Annotated in this window: 18 protein-coding genes and 3 tRNA genes; 10 read left to right on the top strand and 11 right to left on the bottom strand. The window is 33.5% G+C overall.

Features of this window, described 5'->3' with window-relative positions:
* Positions 1-99: 99 nt before the first annotated feature.
* From dnaB to tgt, 5 genes are all read right to left on the bottom strand, one after another.
* A complete protein-coding gene (gene dnaB / locus RCH19_RS12850; protein WP_343023554.1) occupies positions 100-1,644 on the bottom strand; it encodes a replicative DNA helicase in 1,545 nt (514 codons plus the stop codon).
* A 144-nt stretch (positions 1,645-1,788) separates the two neighbouring features.
* A complete protein-coding gene (locus RCH19_RS12845; protein WP_121926142.1) occupies positions 1,789-2,742 on the bottom strand; it encodes an acetyl-CoA carboxylase carboxyltransferase subunit alpha in 954 nt (317 codons plus the stop codon).
* Positions 2,743-2,838: 96 nt separating this feature from the next.
* The gene (locus RCH19_RS12840) at positions 2,839-3,744 is read right to left on the bottom strand and encodes a DMT family transporter (RefSeq protein ID WP_343023553.1); all 906 of its coding nucleotides are present in this window, start codon (positions 3,742-3,744) and stop codon (positions 2,839-2,841) included.
* On the bottom strand, positions 3,731-4,819 hold the full coding sequence (locus tag RCH19_RS12835) for an LptF/LptG family permease (protein ID WP_343023552.1): 1,089 nt from the start codon (positions 4,817-4,819) through the stop codon (positions 3,731-3,733). Before RCH19_RS12835 ends, RCH19_RS12840 begins: the two co-directional genes overlap by 14 nt.
* 72 nt (positions 4,820-4,891) lie before the next feature.
* Positions 4,892-6,022 (bottom strand): tRNA guanosine(34) transglycosylase Tgt, encoded by a 1,131-nt coding sequence (gene tgt, locus RCH19_RS12830; protein WP_121926081.1) that lies wholly within the window; start codon positions 6,020-6,022, stop codon positions 4,892-4,894.
* Between the two features lie 419 nt (positions 6,023-6,441).
* On the opposite strand from tgt, the gene RCH19_RS12825 reads away from it, so the two are divergent.
* Positions 6,442-6,855 carry a DoxX family protein gene (locus RCH19_RS12825; protein ID WP_343023551.1) on the top strand — a complete coding sequence of 138 codons (414 nt, stop codon included), beginning with the start codon at positions 6,442-6,444 and terminating at the stop codon, positions 6,853-6,855.
* Between the two features lie 70 nt (positions 6,856-6,925).
* On the opposite strand, the gene RCH19_RS12820 is transcribed toward RCH19_RS12825, so the two are convergent.
* Positions 6,926-7,678 carry an alpha/beta hydrolase gene (locus RCH19_RS12820; protein ID WP_343023550.1) on the bottom strand — a complete coding sequence of 251 codons (753 nt, stop codon included), beginning with the start codon at positions 7,676-7,678 and terminating at the stop codon, positions 6,926-6,928.
* Positions 7,679-8,119: 441 nt separating this feature from the next.
* On the opposite strand from RCH19_RS12820, the gene RCH19_RS12815 reads away from it, so the two are divergent.
* The gene (locus RCH19_RS12815) at positions 8,120-8,404 is read left to right on the top strand and encodes a rhodanese-like domain-containing protein (RefSeq protein WP_343023549.1); all 285 of its coding nucleotides are present in this window, start codon (positions 8,120-8,122) and stop codon (positions 8,402-8,404) included.
* Between the two features lie 5 nt (positions 8,405-8,409).
* Positions 8,410-8,727, top strand: coding sequence for a rhodanese-like domain-containing protein (locus RCH19_RS12810; protein WP_343023548.1), 318 nt, complete (start codon positions 8,410-8,412; stop codon positions 8,725-8,727).
* Positions 8,728-8,842: 115 nt separating this feature from the next.
* On the opposite strand, the gene RCH19_RS12805 is transcribed toward RCH19_RS12810, so the two are convergent.
* The 3 genes from RCH19_RS12805 to RCH19_RS12795 all read right to left on the bottom strand — a co-directional run bounded on the left by RCH19_RS12805 (position 8,843) and on the right by RCH19_RS12795 (position 11,142).
* Positions 8,843-9,937 carry an alkene reductase gene (locus RCH19_RS12805; RefSeq protein ID WP_343023547.1) on the bottom strand — a complete coding sequence of 365 codons (1,095 nt, stop codon included), beginning with the start codon at positions 9,935-9,937 and terminating at the stop codon, positions 8,843-8,845.
* A gap of 100 nt (positions 9,938-10,037) precedes the next feature.
* Positions 10,038-10,466: a hypothetical protein gene (locus RCH19_RS12800; RefSeq protein ID WP_343023546.1), complete on the bottom strand. Its 429-nt coding sequence runs from the start codon at positions 10,464-10,466 to the stop codon at positions 10,038-10,040.
* A 94-nt stretch (positions 10,467-10,560) separates the two neighbouring features.
* On the bottom strand, positions 10,561-11,142 hold the full coding sequence (locus RCH19_RS12795; RefSeq protein ID WP_343023545.1) for a Crp/Fnr family transcriptional regulator: 582 nt from the start codon (positions 11,140-11,142) through the stop codon (positions 10,561-10,563).
* 152 nt (positions 11,143-11,294) lie between these two features.
* Here RCH19_RS12795 and RCH19_RS12790 point away from each other — a divergent pair, with 152 nt between their 5' ends.
* Positions 11,295-12,149, top strand: a complete 855-nt coding sequence (locus tag RCH19_RS12790) for a transketolase (RefSeq protein ID WP_343023573.1) — start codon at positions 11,295-11,297, stop codon at positions 12,147-12,149.
* Positions 12,150-12,212: 63 nt separating this feature from the next.
* Positions 12,213-13,166, top strand: coding sequence for a transketolase C-terminal domain-containing protein (locus tag RCH19_RS12785; RefSeq protein WP_343023544.1), 954 nt, complete (start codon positions 12,213-12,215; stop codon positions 13,164-13,166).
* Between the two features lie 73 nt (positions 13,167-13,239).
* On the opposite strand, the gene RCH19_RS12780 is transcribed toward RCH19_RS12785, so the two are convergent.
* On the bottom strand, positions 13,240-14,220 hold the full coding sequence (locus tag RCH19_RS12780; RefSeq protein WP_343023543.1) for an FKBP-type peptidylprolyl isomerase: 981 nt from the start codon (positions 14,218-14,220) through the stop codon (positions 13,240-13,242).
* Between the two features lie 80 nt (positions 14,221-14,300).
* Between RCH19_RS12780 and RCH19_RS12775 the strand changes: the two genes are divergently transcribed.
* Together RCH19_RS12775 and RCH19_RS12770 are read left to right on the top strand one after the other, a co-directional pair.
* Positions 14,301-14,687, top strand: a complete 387-nt coding sequence (locus RCH19_RS12775; protein WP_343023542.1) for a S4 domain-containing protein — start codon at positions 14,301-14,303, stop codon at positions 14,685-14,687.
* An 80-nt stretch (positions 14,688-14,767) separates the two neighbouring features.
* Positions 14,768-15,268, top strand: coding sequence for a phosphoribosyltransferase family protein (locus RCH19_RS12770; protein WP_343023541.1), 501 nt, complete (start codon positions 14,768-14,770; stop codon positions 15,266-15,268).
* On the opposite strand, the gene RCH19_RS12765 is transcribed toward RCH19_RS12770, so the two are convergent.
* Entirely contained in the window at positions 15,260-15,778 is a 519-nt protein-coding gene (locus RCH19_RS12765; protein ID WP_121926070.1) for a shikimate kinase, read from the bottom strand. The genes RCH19_RS12770 and RCH19_RS12765 overlap by 9 nt on opposite strands.
* Before the next feature lie 127 nt (positions 15,779-15,905).
* Here RCH19_RS12765 and RCH19_RS12760 point away from each other — a divergent pair.
* The 3 genes from RCH19_RS12760 (at position 15,906) to RCH19_RS12750 (ending at position 16,214) form a co-directional block, all read left to right on the top strand.
* Positions 15,906-15,978: transfer RNA gene (locus tag RCH19_RS12760), tRNA-Lys, on the top strand.
* Positions 15,979-16,017: 39 nt separating this feature from the next.
* Positions 16,018-16,090 (top strand) — tRNA-Lys (locus RCH19_RS12755).
* A gap of 41 nt (positions 16,091-16,131) precedes the next feature.
* Positions 16,132-16,214 (top strand) — tRNA-Leu (locus tag RCH19_RS12750).
* Positions 16,215-16,518: the final 304 nt, after the last annotated feature.

Below are 16,518 nucleotides of genomic sequence, written 5' to 3'. Positions count from 1 at the left end.
TTTTATTTCAAAGATAAACGAATTTACAGAACTTAAAAGATAAAAAAAAATCCGTCTTCTTTATTAAGAAAACGGATTCGATAAATTCTGTGGTATCCCTTAAAAAGGAACATCACTATCATCTTCTGGATCATTAAAATTACTTCCAAAGGCTTCATTTGGCGATGGTAAGTTTTTAGTTATAAAAGGATTGTCATCCTGATTCATACTTGAAGGTAAATCATCATAATTACCGCTGTGATCTTCGAGATTATCAAACTTTCCTAAATGTCCAATAAATTTCAATCTTACATTTTCAATACTACCGTTACGGTGTTTTGCAATCATAATTTCGGCTTGACCTGCAGTAGGAGAAGCTTCGTCATCATCCCACTCATCAATTTTGTAATATTCAGGACGATATAAAAAAGAAACGATATCTGCATCCTGCTCAATCGCTCCAGATTCACGTAAATCTGATAGCAAGGGTCTTTTACTAGATCCACGAGTTTCAACGGCACGCGACAGCTGAGACAGCGCAATTACTGGCACATTCAGTTCTTTTGCTAAAGCTTTTAAGTTTCTAGAAATTGTTGATATCTCTTGCTCTCTATTTCCACCACCTTTTCCGTTTCCTCCAGCGGTCATCAATTGCAAATAATCAACAATAATGATCCTTATTCCATGCTGCGAAACTAATCTTCGCGCTTTTGCACGTAAATCAAAAATTGATAAAGATGGAGTATCATCAATATAAAGAGGTGCTTTTTCTAAATTTTTAACTTTGGTACTTAATTGTTCCCATTCGTGCTTTTCTAATTTACCAGTACGCAGTTTCTCTGATGACAAACCTGTTTCTGATGAAATCAAACGAGTAATTAATTGGACAGATGCCATCTCAAGCGAAAATAATGCGACAGGCATACCATAATCGATTGCCATATTTCTTGCCATCGATAAGACAAAAGCTGTTTTCCCCATTGCTGGTCTCGCAGCAATAATAATTAAATCGCTTGGTTGCCAACCCGAAGTTATCTTGTCTAATTTATCAAATCCAGTAGCTACACCACTCAATCCTTCTTGTCCTGCAATTTCCTCAATACGTTTTTTAGCCTGCAAAACTAAACTTTGAGCTGTTTCAGAACTACGTTTTATATTTCCTTGCGTTACTTCGTATAGTTTTGTTTCTGCACGGTCTAGTAAATCAAAAACATCTGTAGTTTCATCGTAAGAATCTTCGATGATTTCTGTTGAAATCCGAATCAAACTACGTTGTATAAATTTTTGAAGAATAATTCTCGAGTGAAATTCAATATGTGCTGAAGAGGATATCTTTTGCGTAAGCTGAATTAGGTAAAAATCACCACCTGCTAGTTCTAATTTGGCATTTTTCTTTAGTTGTGCCGAAACGGTTAATAAGTCAATAGGTTGCGTCTCCGTAAACAACTGAACGATAGCTTCAAAGATATGTTTGTGTGCTTCTTTATAGAAAGCGTCGGGCTGTAAGATGTCAATTACATCATCAACTCCTTTTTTGTCAATCATCATTGCACCCAACACAGCTTCTTCTAAATCAAGAACTTGCGGTTGCAATTTTCCTTTTTCAAGGCTTATTATAGTTGTTTTATCAACCTTAACTGGACTGATATTTCTAAAGTTTTCCATAGAGCGAAAGTAACAAAAATTAAAAAAAGATAGCCGTAGAGTTATTACTAATAATTGTTGATAACCAACTATTTTTTGTTCATAACCCAAAAAAAATCCGTCTCATTTGCAAACGAGACGGATTATATATTTAATTCGAGTTATTTACTCTCTGTAAACACCCATATCACAGTATTTCTCCATTCGCTTAGCGATTAATTTTTCTGTTGATAAGTCTTTCAACTCATTATACCCTTTCATTATATATTGCTCAACAGTCTTAAAAGCAGTTTCTCTATCATAGTGAGCTCCACCTAAAGGTTCTGGAATGATATCGTCAACTAATTTTTGTTTTTTCATATCTGCAGAAGTCAGTTTCAATGCTTCAGCAGCTTGCTCCTTATATTCCCAGCTTTTCCATAAAATTGAAGAGCAAGATTCTGGAGATATAACAGAATACCAAGTGTTTTCCATCATATAAACTTTATCGCCAACACCTATTCCTAATGCTCCACCAGAAGCACCTTCACCTACTATGACAGTAATGATCGGTACTTTTAAACGAACCATTTCAAATATATTCCTAGCAATTGCTTCTCCTTGACCACGCTCTTCAGCTTCTAATCCTGGATAAGCTCCCGGAGTATCAATTAATGTTAATACAGGAATACCAAATTTCTCTGCCATCTTCATTAATCTTAAGGCTTTTCTATAGCCTTCTGGATTTGCCATACCAAAATTACGGAACTGTCGCGTTTTAGTATTAAAACCTTTTTGTTGACCAACAATCATAAATGACTGTCCATCAATTTTTCCTAAACCACCTATCATGGCTTTATCATCTTTAAAACCTCTGTCTCCAAAAAGCTCTAAGAATGTATCACCACACAAAGCACGTACATGATCCATTGTATATGGACGACTAGGATGCCTTGATAATTGAACTCGCTGCCAAGCAGTCAAGTTTTTATATATACTTCTTTTGGTTTCTTCTAGTTTTTTGTTGATTTGCTTGCAAGTATTTGTTACATCAACATCTGATTCCTGTCCGATTATAAGACATTTATCTAACTGCTCTTCTAGTTCTTTTATTGGAAGCTCAAAATCTAAATATTCCATAGGATTTTTGCGTTTTTATTTTATTTCGATTGGCAAATATAAAATTTTTAATCGGTCAAAATGGCTATTTGTATATTAAAATGTAAAAAATGAATTCTACAAAGTGCTCATATCTTTCTTTAATTTTCCCTTTTGATATTGTTTAATAACACCATTTAGTATAACAGTCAGAACTATAATTATGGCACCAATATAAAACTCAAAACTCATTTTTTCTTTTCCTCCAAGAATAAAATAAGCCAATATAATGCCGTACACTGGTTCTAGGTTTGTAGTTAACATTACCGTGTAAGGCGTCAATTTCTGCATTACTTTTACCGATGCTGTAAAGGCATAAGCGGTACAAACAGATGCTAAAACCAATATCAATATCCAGTTATTAGTCGTTAACACAAAGAAATCAAAAGTGAATTTTTGCTGAAACAGGAAGTAAACTGATATAAAAAAAGCACCTGATAAAAATTCGTAGAATGAAATCACTGATGGATCGTGATCTGCTATTAATTTTCCATTCATTAGCGTGAACAAAACTCCAAGTATAATTGCTGCTAGAGCATATAACATTCCATCAAGATAATTTATTTCGACTTTCATGATCAATGCTAATCCTGCAATAATAATCAATCCGAAAAATACTTCATACCATAAAACCTTTCGACCATAAAAAAGTGGTTCTAAAATGGAAGCGAAAAAAGCACCTAATGAAAAAACCGATAATGTTATGGAGACGTTTGAGACATGAATTGCTTTGAAAAAAAAGATCCAGTGCAGCGCAATTAAAAGTCCAACAAAAATCAATTTAAGAAATGATTTTAATGGAATTCTAAAAGGTTTCTTTTTGTAAACCAAAAATGCACCTAGAAAAACAGCTGCAAAAATCATTCGATACCAAACCAAAGCATCTGCATTAATTGTAATTAAAGCGCCTAAAATGGCCGTGAAACCCCAAATAAAAACAATTAGATGGAGGTTTATGTAACTTTTTAAGTTATCGTTTTGCATTTCGTAATAAATAAATAGCTAAAATTCCAAAGGCAATATTTGGTAACCACACGGCTAACATCGGTGGTATACTTGATTTTTCAGCAAGTACACCAAATATTTTATCAAAGAATACAAAGGCAAAAGCCAGTGCAATTCCAATTGCAAGATTTGTTCCCATTCCTCCTCTTCTTTTCATCGAAGAAACCGCCACCGCGATAATTGTTAGTATAAACGCAGAAATAGGTACACTATATTTTTTATATAAAACAACTAGGTAAACATTGATATTAGACGAGCCGCGTTCTCTTTCCTTTTTTATAAAGGCGTTTAGTTTTCCTAAACTTAAAGTTTCAGCTATGTAGACTACAGGAGTTAAATCTTCCAAGTCAAAATTAAAGACTGCTTTTTTCTCAGCTGCCTTTTCGATTTTATCGTCAAACTCACCAACCGTTCTTTTTGAATAATCATACATAGTATAATTTTTCTCTTTCGGATTCCACTTTATTCTACTAGCCGTAATTTTATGAACTAATTTTTGTTTTTTAAATTTCTCTAATGAAAAATTAAAAGCCGTTTTAGATTCTGTATTAAAGCTATTGACGTAGATAAATTCGTCATCACTGATTTGGCGATACACATCAGTGCTATTCCCTCGCATGGCTTCCTTGCCTCCTCCTTTTAAATAAGTGTATCTAAAATTGTTAAATCCCTCACTAGCAGCTGGAACTACAAAAAATCCCATTAGTAAAACAAAAATAGAAACAATTGAAGCACCTATAATATAAGGCCTTAAAAAGCGAGTGAACGAAATTCCTGAACTTAAAATAGCAATTATCTCAGTATCATTTGCCAGTTTTGAAGTAAACCAAATCACCGATAAAAATAAAAATATAGGAAAAAGTGAACTCGCAAAATAAACGGTGAAGTTGTAATAATAAAATGCAACCTCCATGATTGGCACTTTATTCTCAAGAATTTTATTAATCTTTTCAGCAACATCAACTACAATTCCAATGGGAATAAACAACAATAACATCACCACAAATGTGGCTAAATATCTCTTTAGGATGTATTTATCAATTATTGTAAGCATATTTTGCACCAAGTTTAAAGTTTCAGGTTTTAGATTTCGTTAAGTAGAAATCTAAAACCTGACTCAAATATATTATAATCGCTGATTCATATTTTTAACCATCATTTCTTTCCAAGGCTTGAAATCACCCGCTAATATATGTTTTCTAGCTTCACGAACCAACCACATATAAAAACCAAGATTATGAATAGTTGCAATTTGCTTACCTAAGTATTCATTAGCAGCAAACAAGTGTCTTAAATATGCTTTCGTATATTCCGTATCAACGAATGTCATTCCCATTTCGTCAATTGGAGAGAAATCAGCTTCCCATTTCTTATTTTTGATATTTATGGTTCCGTTAGCTGTAAAAAGCATTCCGTTTCTAGCATTACGCGTTGGCATAACACAATCAAACATATCAATTCCTAAAGCAATATTTTCAAGAATATTGATAGGAGTTCCCACTCCCATTAGATAACGCGGTTTGTCTTCTGGTAGAATTTCGCAAACCACCTCAGTCATGGCGTACATTTCCTCTGCTGGTTCTCCAACAGACAATCCACCAATTGCATTTCCTACTTGATTTGAATTTGCAATGTATTCTGCTGATTGACGGCGTAAATCTTTATAAGTACTTCCTTGAATTATAGGGAAAAATGCTTGGTCATAACCATATTTTACGGGAACTTTATCCAAATGATTGATACAACGATCTAACCAACGATGCGTCATATGCATAGAGCGTTGTGCATAACGATAATCGCAAGGATATGGTGTGCATTCATCAAAAGCCATGATAATATCAGCACCAATAGTACGCTGAATTTCCATAACATTTTCAGGAGTAAAAAAATGATAAGAGCCATCAATATGTGACTTAAACTTCACTCCTTCTTCCTTGATTTTTCTATTTGCTGAAAGCGAATATACTTGGTATCCACCAGAATCAGTTAAAATATTACGATCCCAGTTCATGAATTTATGCAGTCCACCCGCTTTTTCAAGAATTTCAGTTTGCGGACGCAAATATAAATGGTACGTATTTCCTAATATAATATCTGGATTTATATCTTCTTTTAATTCCCTTTGGTGCACTCCTTTTACAGAAGCAACAGTTCCTACAGGCATAAAAATAGGCGTTTCAATAACACCGTGATCAGTAGTAATAGTTCCCGCTCTAGCTTTTGATAACGGGTCTGTTTTCAATAAATCAAATTTCATCTATCTCTCAAATTGTTTCATTATAAAAAGAATTAATCAGCGAGCAGTTACCTTTCTATGTAAGGACTACTAACAAATTTTATAATAAATTCTCTTTTTTCCCGACCATTCGGGTGCGCAAAGATAGGTTAATTCAACAATTTGAAAATTACATAACAGAAAATTTAATTAAGATTTGGGATTTAGTTGTAATCGTTCTATTTCGAAAATTAATAATCGAATTAATTTCACTAAAATTCACACGAATACCTTGTCGCCTTATCTCATCTATCAATGGAATTCAAACTTCCGAAATTATTTCATCATGTGTTAAAATGGCATTTATAAATTCAAACGATGAAATAAAAACAATATTATCTAACAGCACCTGAATCAAAATTATTCTTATGTTTGTTTCGAAAAAAATATAAAATCTTATCATGCGTAATAAACTGTTCTCTCCTACTTCTTGGTCTACCAACGCCACTCATATTGCTTCACTTTTATTAAGATTCTCTTTAGGTCTGTTAATGTTAAGTCACGGTATTCCAAAAATGATGAAATTGATAAATGGAAATATGGAATTTGGCGACCCGCTTGGTATTGGGAGCCCTGCATCATTATTTTTAGCTGTCTTCGCAGAGGTTATCTGCTCGATATTGATAATCATTGGATTTTCAACAAGACTAGCATTAATTCCTTTAATTACGACTATGGTAGTTGCTGCATTTATTGTTCACATAAATGATCCCTTAGGAACTAAAGAATTAGCATTGATTTACTTGTTCGGCTACTTTGCCCTATTTTTACTCGGAAGTGGAAAATATAGTGTAGACTCTAGATTGAAGAAATAATCTATCATAAATTTCGTAAAAGCTTAATCCAAAATCGTAAAACAGCTTTCAATAATCGACAATTATTCTTTTATTTTTTTTGAGCTTTTATGAAAGAAATAGTTTCATCAAATCGATCACTCCAAGGATTGAAGTATTGTAGCACCATTGGCACATGTCTTTTATTTAAACGAATTGTTTGAACCTCAGGCTGAAATGGTTTCAACGCATTTAAAAAACGGCTATTTGCAACTTTTATAGAATTATAGGTTTTATCACCAACATAAATTAGGAAAGGCGGTGTGTTCTTATTTAAAAAATAAATTGGAGAAGCGTCTTTCCATTTTACTGGATCAGAAGTCCATGTTGCCAAATAATCATCTTTTACAGTAGGCGGATTTCCCTCTAAATAGTTTTTCATATCTAATCCAGCGGCATCATTTAAAATAATCCCAGCAATAGTTTTAGGATCAATTCCATATTTTGGATTCATCACAGCTAGCGCTCCCAGATGTCCTCCTGCAGAATGACCAGTTATAAAAATTTGATTTGGATCACCATTATATTCACTAATATTTTTCTGAACCCATTTAATAACGGCAGCTATTTGCTTAGTCATCACATCATAACTCGCATCTGGACTTAAAGTGTAATCTGGAATCACAGTTACTATTCCGTCACTGGCAAAGTTTCTACCCAACAAATCGTAAGTTCCTTTTCTTCCACTATTCCAATTTCCGCCATGAATAAAAATTAGAACGGGAGCTAGTTTAGTAATGGACTTACGAGATGTAAAAACATTCATTTTAGGCGCATTTGGACTATCTTTTGCGCTATTTTCCATGTAGGAAACATTCGAATTTTTTTTTGAACTACAATTTAAAAATAGAAAAGGCATCGCTAAAATGAAAATATAAAAAGTAAAACGCATATTTTTTTTTACGAATATACTATTAAAAAATTTATATTATTCCATTTACGCATACCAGAAGAGCCGTCTAAAATGGAATTTAACTGCGATTTATGATTTGTTAATCTAAAGCAATCGTGGAGTATAAAAATCATATTTTCTTTATTACTAAAAGATTCTTCGAAACGTTTGTTCAAGAAAACCTTAACTTCAAGTCACCATATTTTTTTTCAATTAAAAATTTAAATAAAATTCTCTTGTGTAACAAAAGTTACCCTCGAATACTCTTAGTTGCATTACTTTTGTAATAAATAAATTAACATTGTGAGTTTAAAGCAATCATTCATAATTATAAAAACGGTAATTTAAAAAAATATGAAAATAGAAAATTTGATAAAAGAAAAAGCCTGTACGATTGTCGACGTTCGCACACATGAAGAGTTTATGGGCGGTCACGTTGCAGACTCCATTAATATTCCATTAGGAGAATTACAAGAAAGAATGGAAGAAATAGAGAATCTAAAATCACCTTTAATTCTATGTTGCGCATCAGGAAATAGAAGCGGACAAGCGCAGCACTATCTTTCTCAAAAAGGAATCGACTGTTACAATGGTGGTTCTTGGTTAGATGTAAATTACTATCAATCACAAACAAACTAAAAAAAATGATAGACGCAATTAAAAAATTATTTGGTTTTGGAACAAGTACAAATTATGCTGAATTAGTGAAACAAGGAGCTATAATAGTTGATGTTCGTAGTAAAGGAGAATATTCAGGCGGACATGTTAACGGCTCGATAAATATACCTCTTGATACTTTAAGTAGTAATTTGGGTAAACTAAAAGATAAAAATAAAGCAATTATTACGTGTTGCGCCTCAGGAATGAGAAGTGCATCAGCAAAAGGAATTTTAAAATCAAATGGCTACACTTCCGTTTACAATGGTGGAGGATGGAGCAGCCTAAATAACAAACTTCGATAAAATTAGAAATCGAGCGCTATTAAATATGCTCTTCTTCTCGATTTGTTTTGTATTAAAAAGTAATAAGCCCGCGTTAAGCGGGCTTGTTTATAAAATGTAATTCTTAAAATAATGTTTATTTTGTCATGGATGGATAATCAGTATAACCTTTCTCCGTAGGCGTGTAAAAAGTTGCTTGATCGGGAGCATTCAAAGGAGCATCTGCTGCAAAACGCGCCACTAAATCTGGATTAGCAATAAATGGTACTCCATAAGCTACTAAATCAGCATAACCATCTTCAATAACTTTGATTCCAGTCTCCTTTGTGAAACTTTTATTAATGATTAATGTACCATTATATAAAGGCCTAAAATGTTTTGCAACTTCTGTTACAGCAAAAGGAATATCATCTACTGGCGTAAAAGGCTCTGTTAAATGAATATAAGCTAATCCGTAATCGTTCAAGCGTTTTACAATATATTCGTGTGTCGGGATAGTATCTTTATCAAGCATCATTCCTTGAGCATTATGCAAACTTGGATTTAAACGAACTCCAACTTTAGAGTAGTCAATTACTCCTTTAAAAGCATCTAAAACATCAAATAAGATACGGGATTTATTTTTAATAGAACCACCATATTCGTCTTTGCGATGGTTAGAGTAACCATTAAAAAATTGCTGTAATAGATATCCGTTTGCAGCATGCAACTCCACACCATCAAAACCTGCAGCTAATGCGTTTTTAGCTCCATTTGTAAAATCTAAAACAGTTTGATTAATATCTTCAATCGTCATTTCTTTTGGAACGACGGTATCCACAAAACCATCGTTGGTATATGCTTTTGCAAAAGGATTTAAAGCTGAAGGAGCATGAGGTAATTCACCCGCATGTAAATCAGGATGCGATAATCTTCCTGTGTGCCAAAGTTGAGCATATATTTTTCCTCCTTTATCATGCACCGCTTTTGTAACTAACTTCCAACCTTCTATTTGTGCTTCGCTGTAAATTCCTGGGACATTTATAAAACCAACTGCTTTACTGCTCACAAAAGTTCCTTCTGTAATTATTAGACCTGCGGTAGCTCTTTGCTCATAATATTTAGCAGTTAAGGCCGTCGCAACATTTCCTTCATTATTAGAACGGCTTCTGGTCATCGGTGCCATTACTACTCTATTGTTTAAAACTATATCTCCTAGAGTGTAGGGCTGAAATAAAATTGATTTGCTCATGTTTTTTTTAATTAAAAAGTATTGATTTTAGAAATTATATTGATAAAAATTTAACCTGTTTGTGTATAAAAGTTTGTTCTCACTTCAATCAAGAATCATATTAGCATGCTAACAAAAAATCAAAATTCTCAATTTCTGCTTCAGTGATAGTTCTCACATTCGAATAAGGAAAAAGAGATAGTAGCGATTCCGAATTTTGGAAATTATCTTCTTTTTTCTCGTTATCATCTACGATAATAACAGTTTTACCAGTAGAAACTTTCGTGATTTTCTTTATGGATTCTGCTTTTCGAACAAAAGAATCTGAAATTACAATAATATCGGCTTCCCAACTCGCATCAATTGGACAAGTGGCTATTTCAACTTCTGAATTTGAAACTGCAGTTCTACTTTTTGAAAAAACATCATCAAACAAAGATGAAGTAGCATCAAAAATCAGCGCGTTGTTATTTTGTCCAATTTTAGACAATACAGAAAGGATTCCAAATTTTGAAAGCCCGATTACTGCAAATGTTTTCTTAAGTGACATTGACTTTTATTTACAAGACAAATTTAAGGCTACAGCAGTGCAATTGTTGTTGATGTAAAACAAGAAATTCTGTTGATTTAGGTCAACACAGAAATTAAATGCGATTGCTAATTTGTTTCCTAACTCTACTCAATGTTTCTGGTTTCAAACCCAAGTACGAAGCAATCATGTGTTGAGGAACACGTTTGATTATTCCTGGATAGGCTAAACCAACTTTAATGTATTTTTCTTCGGCTGTCTCAGTAAGCGCTGAATTAATCCTAGCTTGATTAGCAATGTAAGCGTTTTGTAATAGTAGTCGCTGATATCGTTCAAACATTGGGATTATATCAATTAAGTTCTCTCTCGCTTCCATGGTTAATAGTAGGAGTTCACAATCCTCAAGCGCTTCAATAGTATAAATCGAATTACTTTTAGTTAAAAAACTAGACAAATCAGTAATCCACCAACCTTCGATTGCAAATTGAACGATATGTTCATTTCCTTTTTCGTCAGTAAAAAAAGAACGCATAATACCTTTCTCCACAAATGCATTATGAATGCAAATGTCACCTTCCTGCAATAAGGTCTGCTTTTTACGCAACTTTTTAGGAATAAAAAAAGTTTTGCAAATCTCCTTTTCTGCTGGAGTAAGAGTTACTTTTTCTTGAATGCTATCGAATAATTGTTGGAACATTTTGGCAAGGTACTAAATACTCAGTTCTTGCAGAAAATAATATTGTTCAAAAAGTTGGAAATCCTTGATAACTATTGATAAATCAAAAAATGGAAATATCCATAAATCAAAATATCTGTTTATCTTTGCCAAGTCTAATTTTTAACACACAAATGAAACCAAACACACAACAATTAAACGATTTAACTATCCAAGTGCGAAGAGATATTCTTCGAATGGTACACGCAGTAAACTCAGGTCATCCAGGTGGTTCTCTAGGTTGTACTGAATTTCTTGTAGCCTTATACCAAAATATAATGGAACGTAAAGAAGGTTTTGAGATGGACGGAATAGGAGAAGATATTTTCTTCCTTTCTAATGGTCACATTTCTCCTGTGTTTTATAGCGTATTAGCTAGAACAGGATATTTTCCAGTTTCTGAATTGTCGACTTTCCGTTTGATTAATTCAAGATTACAAGGACATCCTACTACTCATGATAGTTTACCAGGAATAAGAATGGCTTCAGGCTCTCTTGGTCAAGGTTTATCTGTTGGTATTGGAGCTGCTCAAGCTAAAAAACTAAACGGTGATAAACACATCATTTACACGTTACATGGTGACGGTGAATTGCAAGAAGGTCAAAACTGGGAAGCAATTATGTATGCTTCTGCTAAGAATGTAGACAACTTAATTGCTACAATCGATTTAAACGGAAAACAAATTGATGGTCCTACTGACGAAGTTCTAGCAATGGGAAGCATTAGAGCAAAATTTGAAGCTTTTGATTGGGATGTTTTAGAAATCGAAAAAGGTAATGATATCGAAGCTATTATTGCTGGGATGAATGATGCAAAGTCACGAACAGGAAAAGGAAAACCAGTTTGTGTATTGTTGCATACTGAAATGGGTAATGGAGTAGATTTCATGATGAATACTCATGCTTGGCATGGTAAAGCACCAAATGATACACAGTTAGAAATTGGATTAGCTCAAAACTATAATGCTGGAGGCAATTCAGACTACTAGGAAGTACTCTTCCACTAAGTAATTAGTGTTCATTTGAATGCTGCTAAAAATCTAAATTAGAAAATGAAAAAATATACAAATACAGGAAGTAAAGATACTCGTTCAGGTTTTGGAGCGGGAATGACAGAATTAGGTCAAAAAAACGAAAATGTTGTCGCACTTTGTGCTGATTTAATTGGATCATTAAAATTTGATGATTTCAAGAAAAATCATCCAGAGCGTTTTTTCCAAATTGGAATTGCTGAAGCAAATATGATTGGAATCGCAGCAGGATTAACTATTGGTGGAAAAATTCCTTTTACGGGAACTTTTGCAAACTTTTCTACTGGAAGAGTTTATGATCAAATCCGTCAGTCAGTTGCTTATTCTGAAAAAAATGTAAAAATTTGTGCATCGCACGCCGGATTAACTTTAGGAGAAGATGGTGCAACTCACCAAATCCTTGAAGATATTGGTTTGATGAAAATGTTACCAGGAATGACTGTAATCAACACCTGTGATTATAATCAAACTAAAGCAGCGACTTTAGCAATTGCAGATCATAAAGGTCCAGTATATTTGCGTTTTGGTCGTCCGGTAGTTCCTAACTTCATGCCAGCTGACGAACCATTCGAAATTGGTAAAGCAATTGTTTTAACTGAAGGAACTGATGTAACTATTGTAGCAACAGGACATTTAGTATGGGAAGCTTTAATTGCAGCTGAAGCTTTAGAGGCGCAAGGTATTTCTGCTGAAGTAATTAACATTCATACTATTAAACCATTAGACGAAGAAGCTATTTTAAAATCTTTGGCAAAAACAAAATGTATCGTTACTGCTGAAGAACATAATATATTAGGAGGACTCGGCGAAAGCATTTCTAGAGTTCTTGCTTTAAACGATCCAGCTCCTCAAGAGTTTGTGGCTGTAAATGATAGTTTTGGAGAGTCTGGAACACCAGAACAGTTAATGGATAAGTACAAACTAAACAATCAAGCTATTGTTGAAGCTGTAGAAAGAGTGATGAAAAGAAAATAATACTTTCCATTTAGAACAAAAAAAAATCCAGTTGGCATTGACCAACTGGATTTTTTTTTTGCTTTTTATAACCTTAATTACATTTAACTAAGTGTCTTTTTTTCCTAGTAGGATCTGTTGTATTTCCATCACATGATGGAATTAAGTCAAACGGTATTAGTTTACCATTTGCATCTGTTACCTCTTTTCTAGTACTTACACCATCTCCGTCATCGTCCGTGTCTAAAAAGTCAGGTATTCCATCACCATCTGTATCATCTGGATTAATTGCTCCTGCTGGTAATAAGCGCATGTAACCATCACCATTTAAATCTTCTTGAAAATCCATTATTCCATCGCCATCTGAATCTACTCTGTTTATTTCATATAATTTAACACTAAAAACTAAAGGCGCATATGCTGGAATAGTAGCACTTCCTGCGTTATAGTAAGCTAGACCTGAAGGAATGAATAATACTCCAGCTCCAAAATTACTGTAAGTAACTGTACCGTCAGCATTTGATACGTATGTTCCAGTTTTAAATTGTGGAAAAAGCTCTTCCCATCCTTTTATAAGCGGAGCATTTGGGTTATACAAGTAAAAAAACTGCTGTGGTGTTTTTGACTCTTCGAAGAAAGTTGCACCTAAATTCTGAACTTCAGCTACTTTAGTTCGCGACAAATACTCACCTTTATATGCTGTAAGAACACCGTCAGTATTAGTTGGTGACAACCCTACTCCTTCTCTAAGCACTAAATAATATAATTTATAAGTAATGTTATGAAAATTTAACTCACGAGATAAAAGCTTCGGGAACGTAGTTTTATTTAAGTATGACATTAGTGAAGGCTGAGTTCCTCCACTAGGTATTTTTGTTATTTTAGTATCAGCGTCTGCAGAAACATCTTCGATATAATAATTATTCAAATATTCCTCAATATCTTTCAAATCAGTTGCATATTGCTCTGCGTAATCTCTTGGTGGAGTAATATCTGCTGTGTCATTATCCTTTGAACATGAAAATAAAGACAGGGTTGTAATTAATAGAATAAAATAATACTTAAATTTGTTCATTATAGCTAATTTTTTTAAGTGCGCAAGATACAATATTGATTGATTTTTGTAAACAATTTAACTCCGATTTTAGAAAATTTATGAGAATAGATAAATATTTATGGTGTGTGAGGTATTACAAAACCCGAAACATGGTTACCGAAGCCTGTAAAAAGAACCACGTGACTGTGAATGGTCTAGTTGCCAAACCTTCAAAGGAGGTATTTCCTACTGATAAAATCACATTTAGAAAAGATCAAATCACCCAAATTATAACGGTTTTAGACATTCCTGATAACCGTGTGGGCGCAAAACTTGTTGACATATATAGAAGGAATGATACTCCAGCTGAAGTCTACCAACACTTAGAACTCTTAAAATTATCGAAGGAACATTATCGAAAAAATGGCACAGGAAGACCAACAAAAAAAGATAGAAGAGATATCGATGAATTTGGCAACGAAATAAAGACAGACGAAGAAGATTGATTTAGCATCGCTTGCTAATTCTTTAGCCGATATTATATTTAAATCTATCAATCTGTTAATAACAACTTACAATACATATAATGAACAAAGATATAATCCTAACCAATCAGGAAATTGAACATAAAATTAGAAGAATTGCGTATCAAATCTATGAAACGTTTGTTGATGAAGAAGAAATTGTAATTGCAGGAATCGCCAATAACGGCTTTATTTTCGCAGAAAAAATAGCTTCTATGTTAGAAACTATTTCTCCAATAAAAGTTTCAATTTGCAAAGTGCAAATCAATAAACAGAATCCACAGTTACAAATCCAAACTTCGTTAGCAAAAGAAGATTATGCGAACAAAGGTTTAATTTTAGTTGATGACGTTCTTAATTCAGGAACTACATTAATATATGCTGTACGTCATTTTATTGATGTTCCATTAAAGAAATTCAAAACTGCAGTACTAGTAGATAGAAATCATAAAAAGTATCCAGTAAAAGCTGACTTTAAAGGAATTTCTCTATCAACGTCGTTATTTGAGCATGTCCAAGTTGTATTTGATGAAGACGGCAGTAGCTACGCTTATTTAAGCTAAGATGCATTCAATATCAAGAACTACCTGATCAATTGTTTTTTCATCAACAGTCACTTTAAATTGTGCTTGATTGTAATAATAACTTCTTTCGAAAAGGTGCGTCGCAATAAACTCCTTCATTTCCACATCATTTTTTTGTGAAATAAGGGGTCTTTTGCTTTTATTGGTAGAAAGTCTTCTAAATAATGTATCAATTGAAGCTTTCAAATAAATAGAAGCAACATTTTCTCCGTTTAATAATTCATGATTATTGGCATAACATGGAGTTCCTCCTCCTAAACCAATTATTTGTTTATCAGGTGAGTTTAACAATTCGACAAAAACTTGATGTTCTAACTTTCTAAAGTATATTTCGCCACGAGTATCGAAAATCTCATTTATAGACAAATTTGCTTTTTCTTCAATTTTTTCATCCAAATCTACGAATGGAATTTTTAGACTTTGCGATAATTTATTTGCAATTGTGGACTTACCACAACCCATATAACCCAATAATATAATTTTTTTCATCTTAATAAAACCTTACAAATTAAGGTGTTGAGAATTTTTGTTTAAAAAAGACAAATTTATAATAAAAATGCTTGGAAAACTCCAAATAAAGTCCTTATATTTGCACCCGCATTCAAGGAAAGAATATGACTCGATAGCTCAGTTGGTAGAGCACATCACTTTTAATGATGGGGTCCTGGGTTCGAGCCCCAGTCGGGTCACAATTTTAGTGATCAACAAATAATTTTCTTGAAAGCATTGACTCGATAGCTCAGTTGGTAGAGCACATCACTTTTAATGATGGGGTCCTGGGTTCGAGCCCCAGTCGGGTCACAAAAGGTCGTTCGCTATGCGAATGACCTTTTTTACTTTTAGGCCACGTGGAGAAACGGTAGACTTGCCAGCTTGAGGGGCTGGTGCTCGCAAGGGCGTGTGGGTTCAAATCCCACCGTGGTCACGAATTAACAAAATCCCGAAATTAAAAAACAAAGCGTGCTTTGACTTTTTAATTTCGGGATTTTATTTTTAAAGCGGAAGTTAATGGCGTCTTGACCACATTAAAGATAAAAATTTAGTTTGTGAATTATTTTCAAGCAAAAAGATAAATCGTCTATACTTTAATCAAAGCTTGATTATCAAAAGTGTTATCGACCTGGACTTAAAATAAAGGGATCATAACGAAAACCTGTGGAGTAGCAAAAATTAGGCATATATGTTCGTTAGTCTAAACAGGAAAAATTCTATGTTTCTCACTCCTCTAA

The organism is Flavobacterium sp. PL12 (genome assembly GCF_039123485.1).
Taxonomy (GTDB): Bacteria; Bacteroidota; Bacteroidia; order Flavobacteriales; family Flavobacteriaceae; genus Flavobacterium; species Flavobacterium weaverense.
Note: the sequence above shows the minus strand (reverse complement) of the source record. Positions and strands in the feature narration are given on the sequence as shown.

What these genes read in the sequence shown, in the direction of transcription:
- dnaB (WP_343023554.1), bottom strand. Translation starts at nt 1,644, where the DNA reads ATGGAAAACTTTAGAAATATCAGTCCAGTTAAGGTTGATAAAACAACT.
- RCH19_RS12845 (WP_121926142.1), bottom strand. Translation starts at nt 2,742, where the DNA reads ATGGAATATTTAGATTTTGAGCTTCCAATAAAAGAACTAGAAGAGCAG.
- RCH19_RS12840 (WP_343023553.1), bottom strand. Translation starts at nt 3,744, where the DNA reads ATGCAAAACGATAACTTAAAAAGTTACATAAACCTCCATCTAATTGTT.
- RCH19_RS12835 (WP_343023552.1), bottom strand. Translation starts at nt 4,819, where the DNA reads ATGCTTACAATAATTGATAAATACATCCTAAAGAGATATTTAGCCACA.
- tgt (WP_121926081.1), bottom strand. Translation starts at nt 6,022, where the DNA reads ATGAAATTTGATTTATTGAAAACAGACCCGTTATCAAAAGCTAGAGCG.
- RCH19_RS12825 (WP_343023551.1), top strand. Translation starts at nt 6,442, where the DNA reads ATGCGTAATAAACTGTTCTCTCCTACTTCTTGGTCTACCAACGCCACT.
- RCH19_RS12820 (WP_343023550.1), bottom strand. Translation starts at nt 7,678, where the DNA reads ATGGAAAATAGCGCAAAAGATAGTCCAAATGCGCCTAAAATGAATGTT.
- RCH19_RS12815 (WP_343023549.1), top strand. Translation starts at nt 8,120, where the DNA reads ATGAAAATAGAAAATTTGATAAAAGAAAAAGCCTGTACGATTGTCGAC.
- RCH19_RS12810 (WP_343023548.1), top strand. Translation starts at nt 8,410, where the DNA reads ATGATAGACGCAATTAAAAAATTATTTGGTTTTGGAACAAGTACAAAT.
- RCH19_RS12805 (WP_343023547.1), bottom strand. Translation starts at nt 9,937, where the DNA reads ATGAGCAAATCAATTTTATTTCAGCCCTACACTCTAGGAGATATAGTT.
- RCH19_RS12800 (WP_343023546.1), bottom strand. Translation starts at nt 10,466, where the DNA reads ATGTCACTTAAGAAAACATTTGCAGTAATCGGGCTTTCAAAATTTGGA.
- RCH19_RS12795 (WP_343023545.1), bottom strand. Translation starts at nt 11,142, where the DNA reads ATGTTCCAACAATTATTCGATAGCATTCAAGAAAAAGTAACTCTTACT.
- RCH19_RS12790 (WP_343023573.1), top strand. Translation starts at nt 11,295, where the DNA reads ATGAAACCAAACACACAACAATTAAACGATTTAACTATCCAAGTGCGA.
- RCH19_RS12785 (WP_343023544.1), top strand. Translation starts at nt 12,213, where the DNA reads ATGAAAAAATATACAAATACAGGAAGTAAAGATACTCGTTCAGGTTTT.
- RCH19_RS12780 (WP_343023543.1), bottom strand. Translation starts at nt 14,220, where the DNA reads ATGAACAAATTTAAGTATTATTTTATTCTATTAATTACAACCCTGTCT.
- RCH19_RS12775 (WP_343023542.1), top strand. Translation starts at nt 14,301, where the DNA reads ATGAGAATAGATAAATATTTATGGTGTGTGAGGTATTACAAAACCCGA.
- RCH19_RS12770 (WP_343023541.1), top strand. Translation starts at nt 14,768, where the DNA reads ATGAACAAAGATATAATCCTAACCAATCAGGAAATTGAACATAAAATT.
- RCH19_RS12765 (WP_121926070.1), bottom strand. Translation starts at nt 15,778, where the DNA reads ATGAAAAAAATTATATTATTGGGTTATATGGGTTGTGGTAAGTCCACA.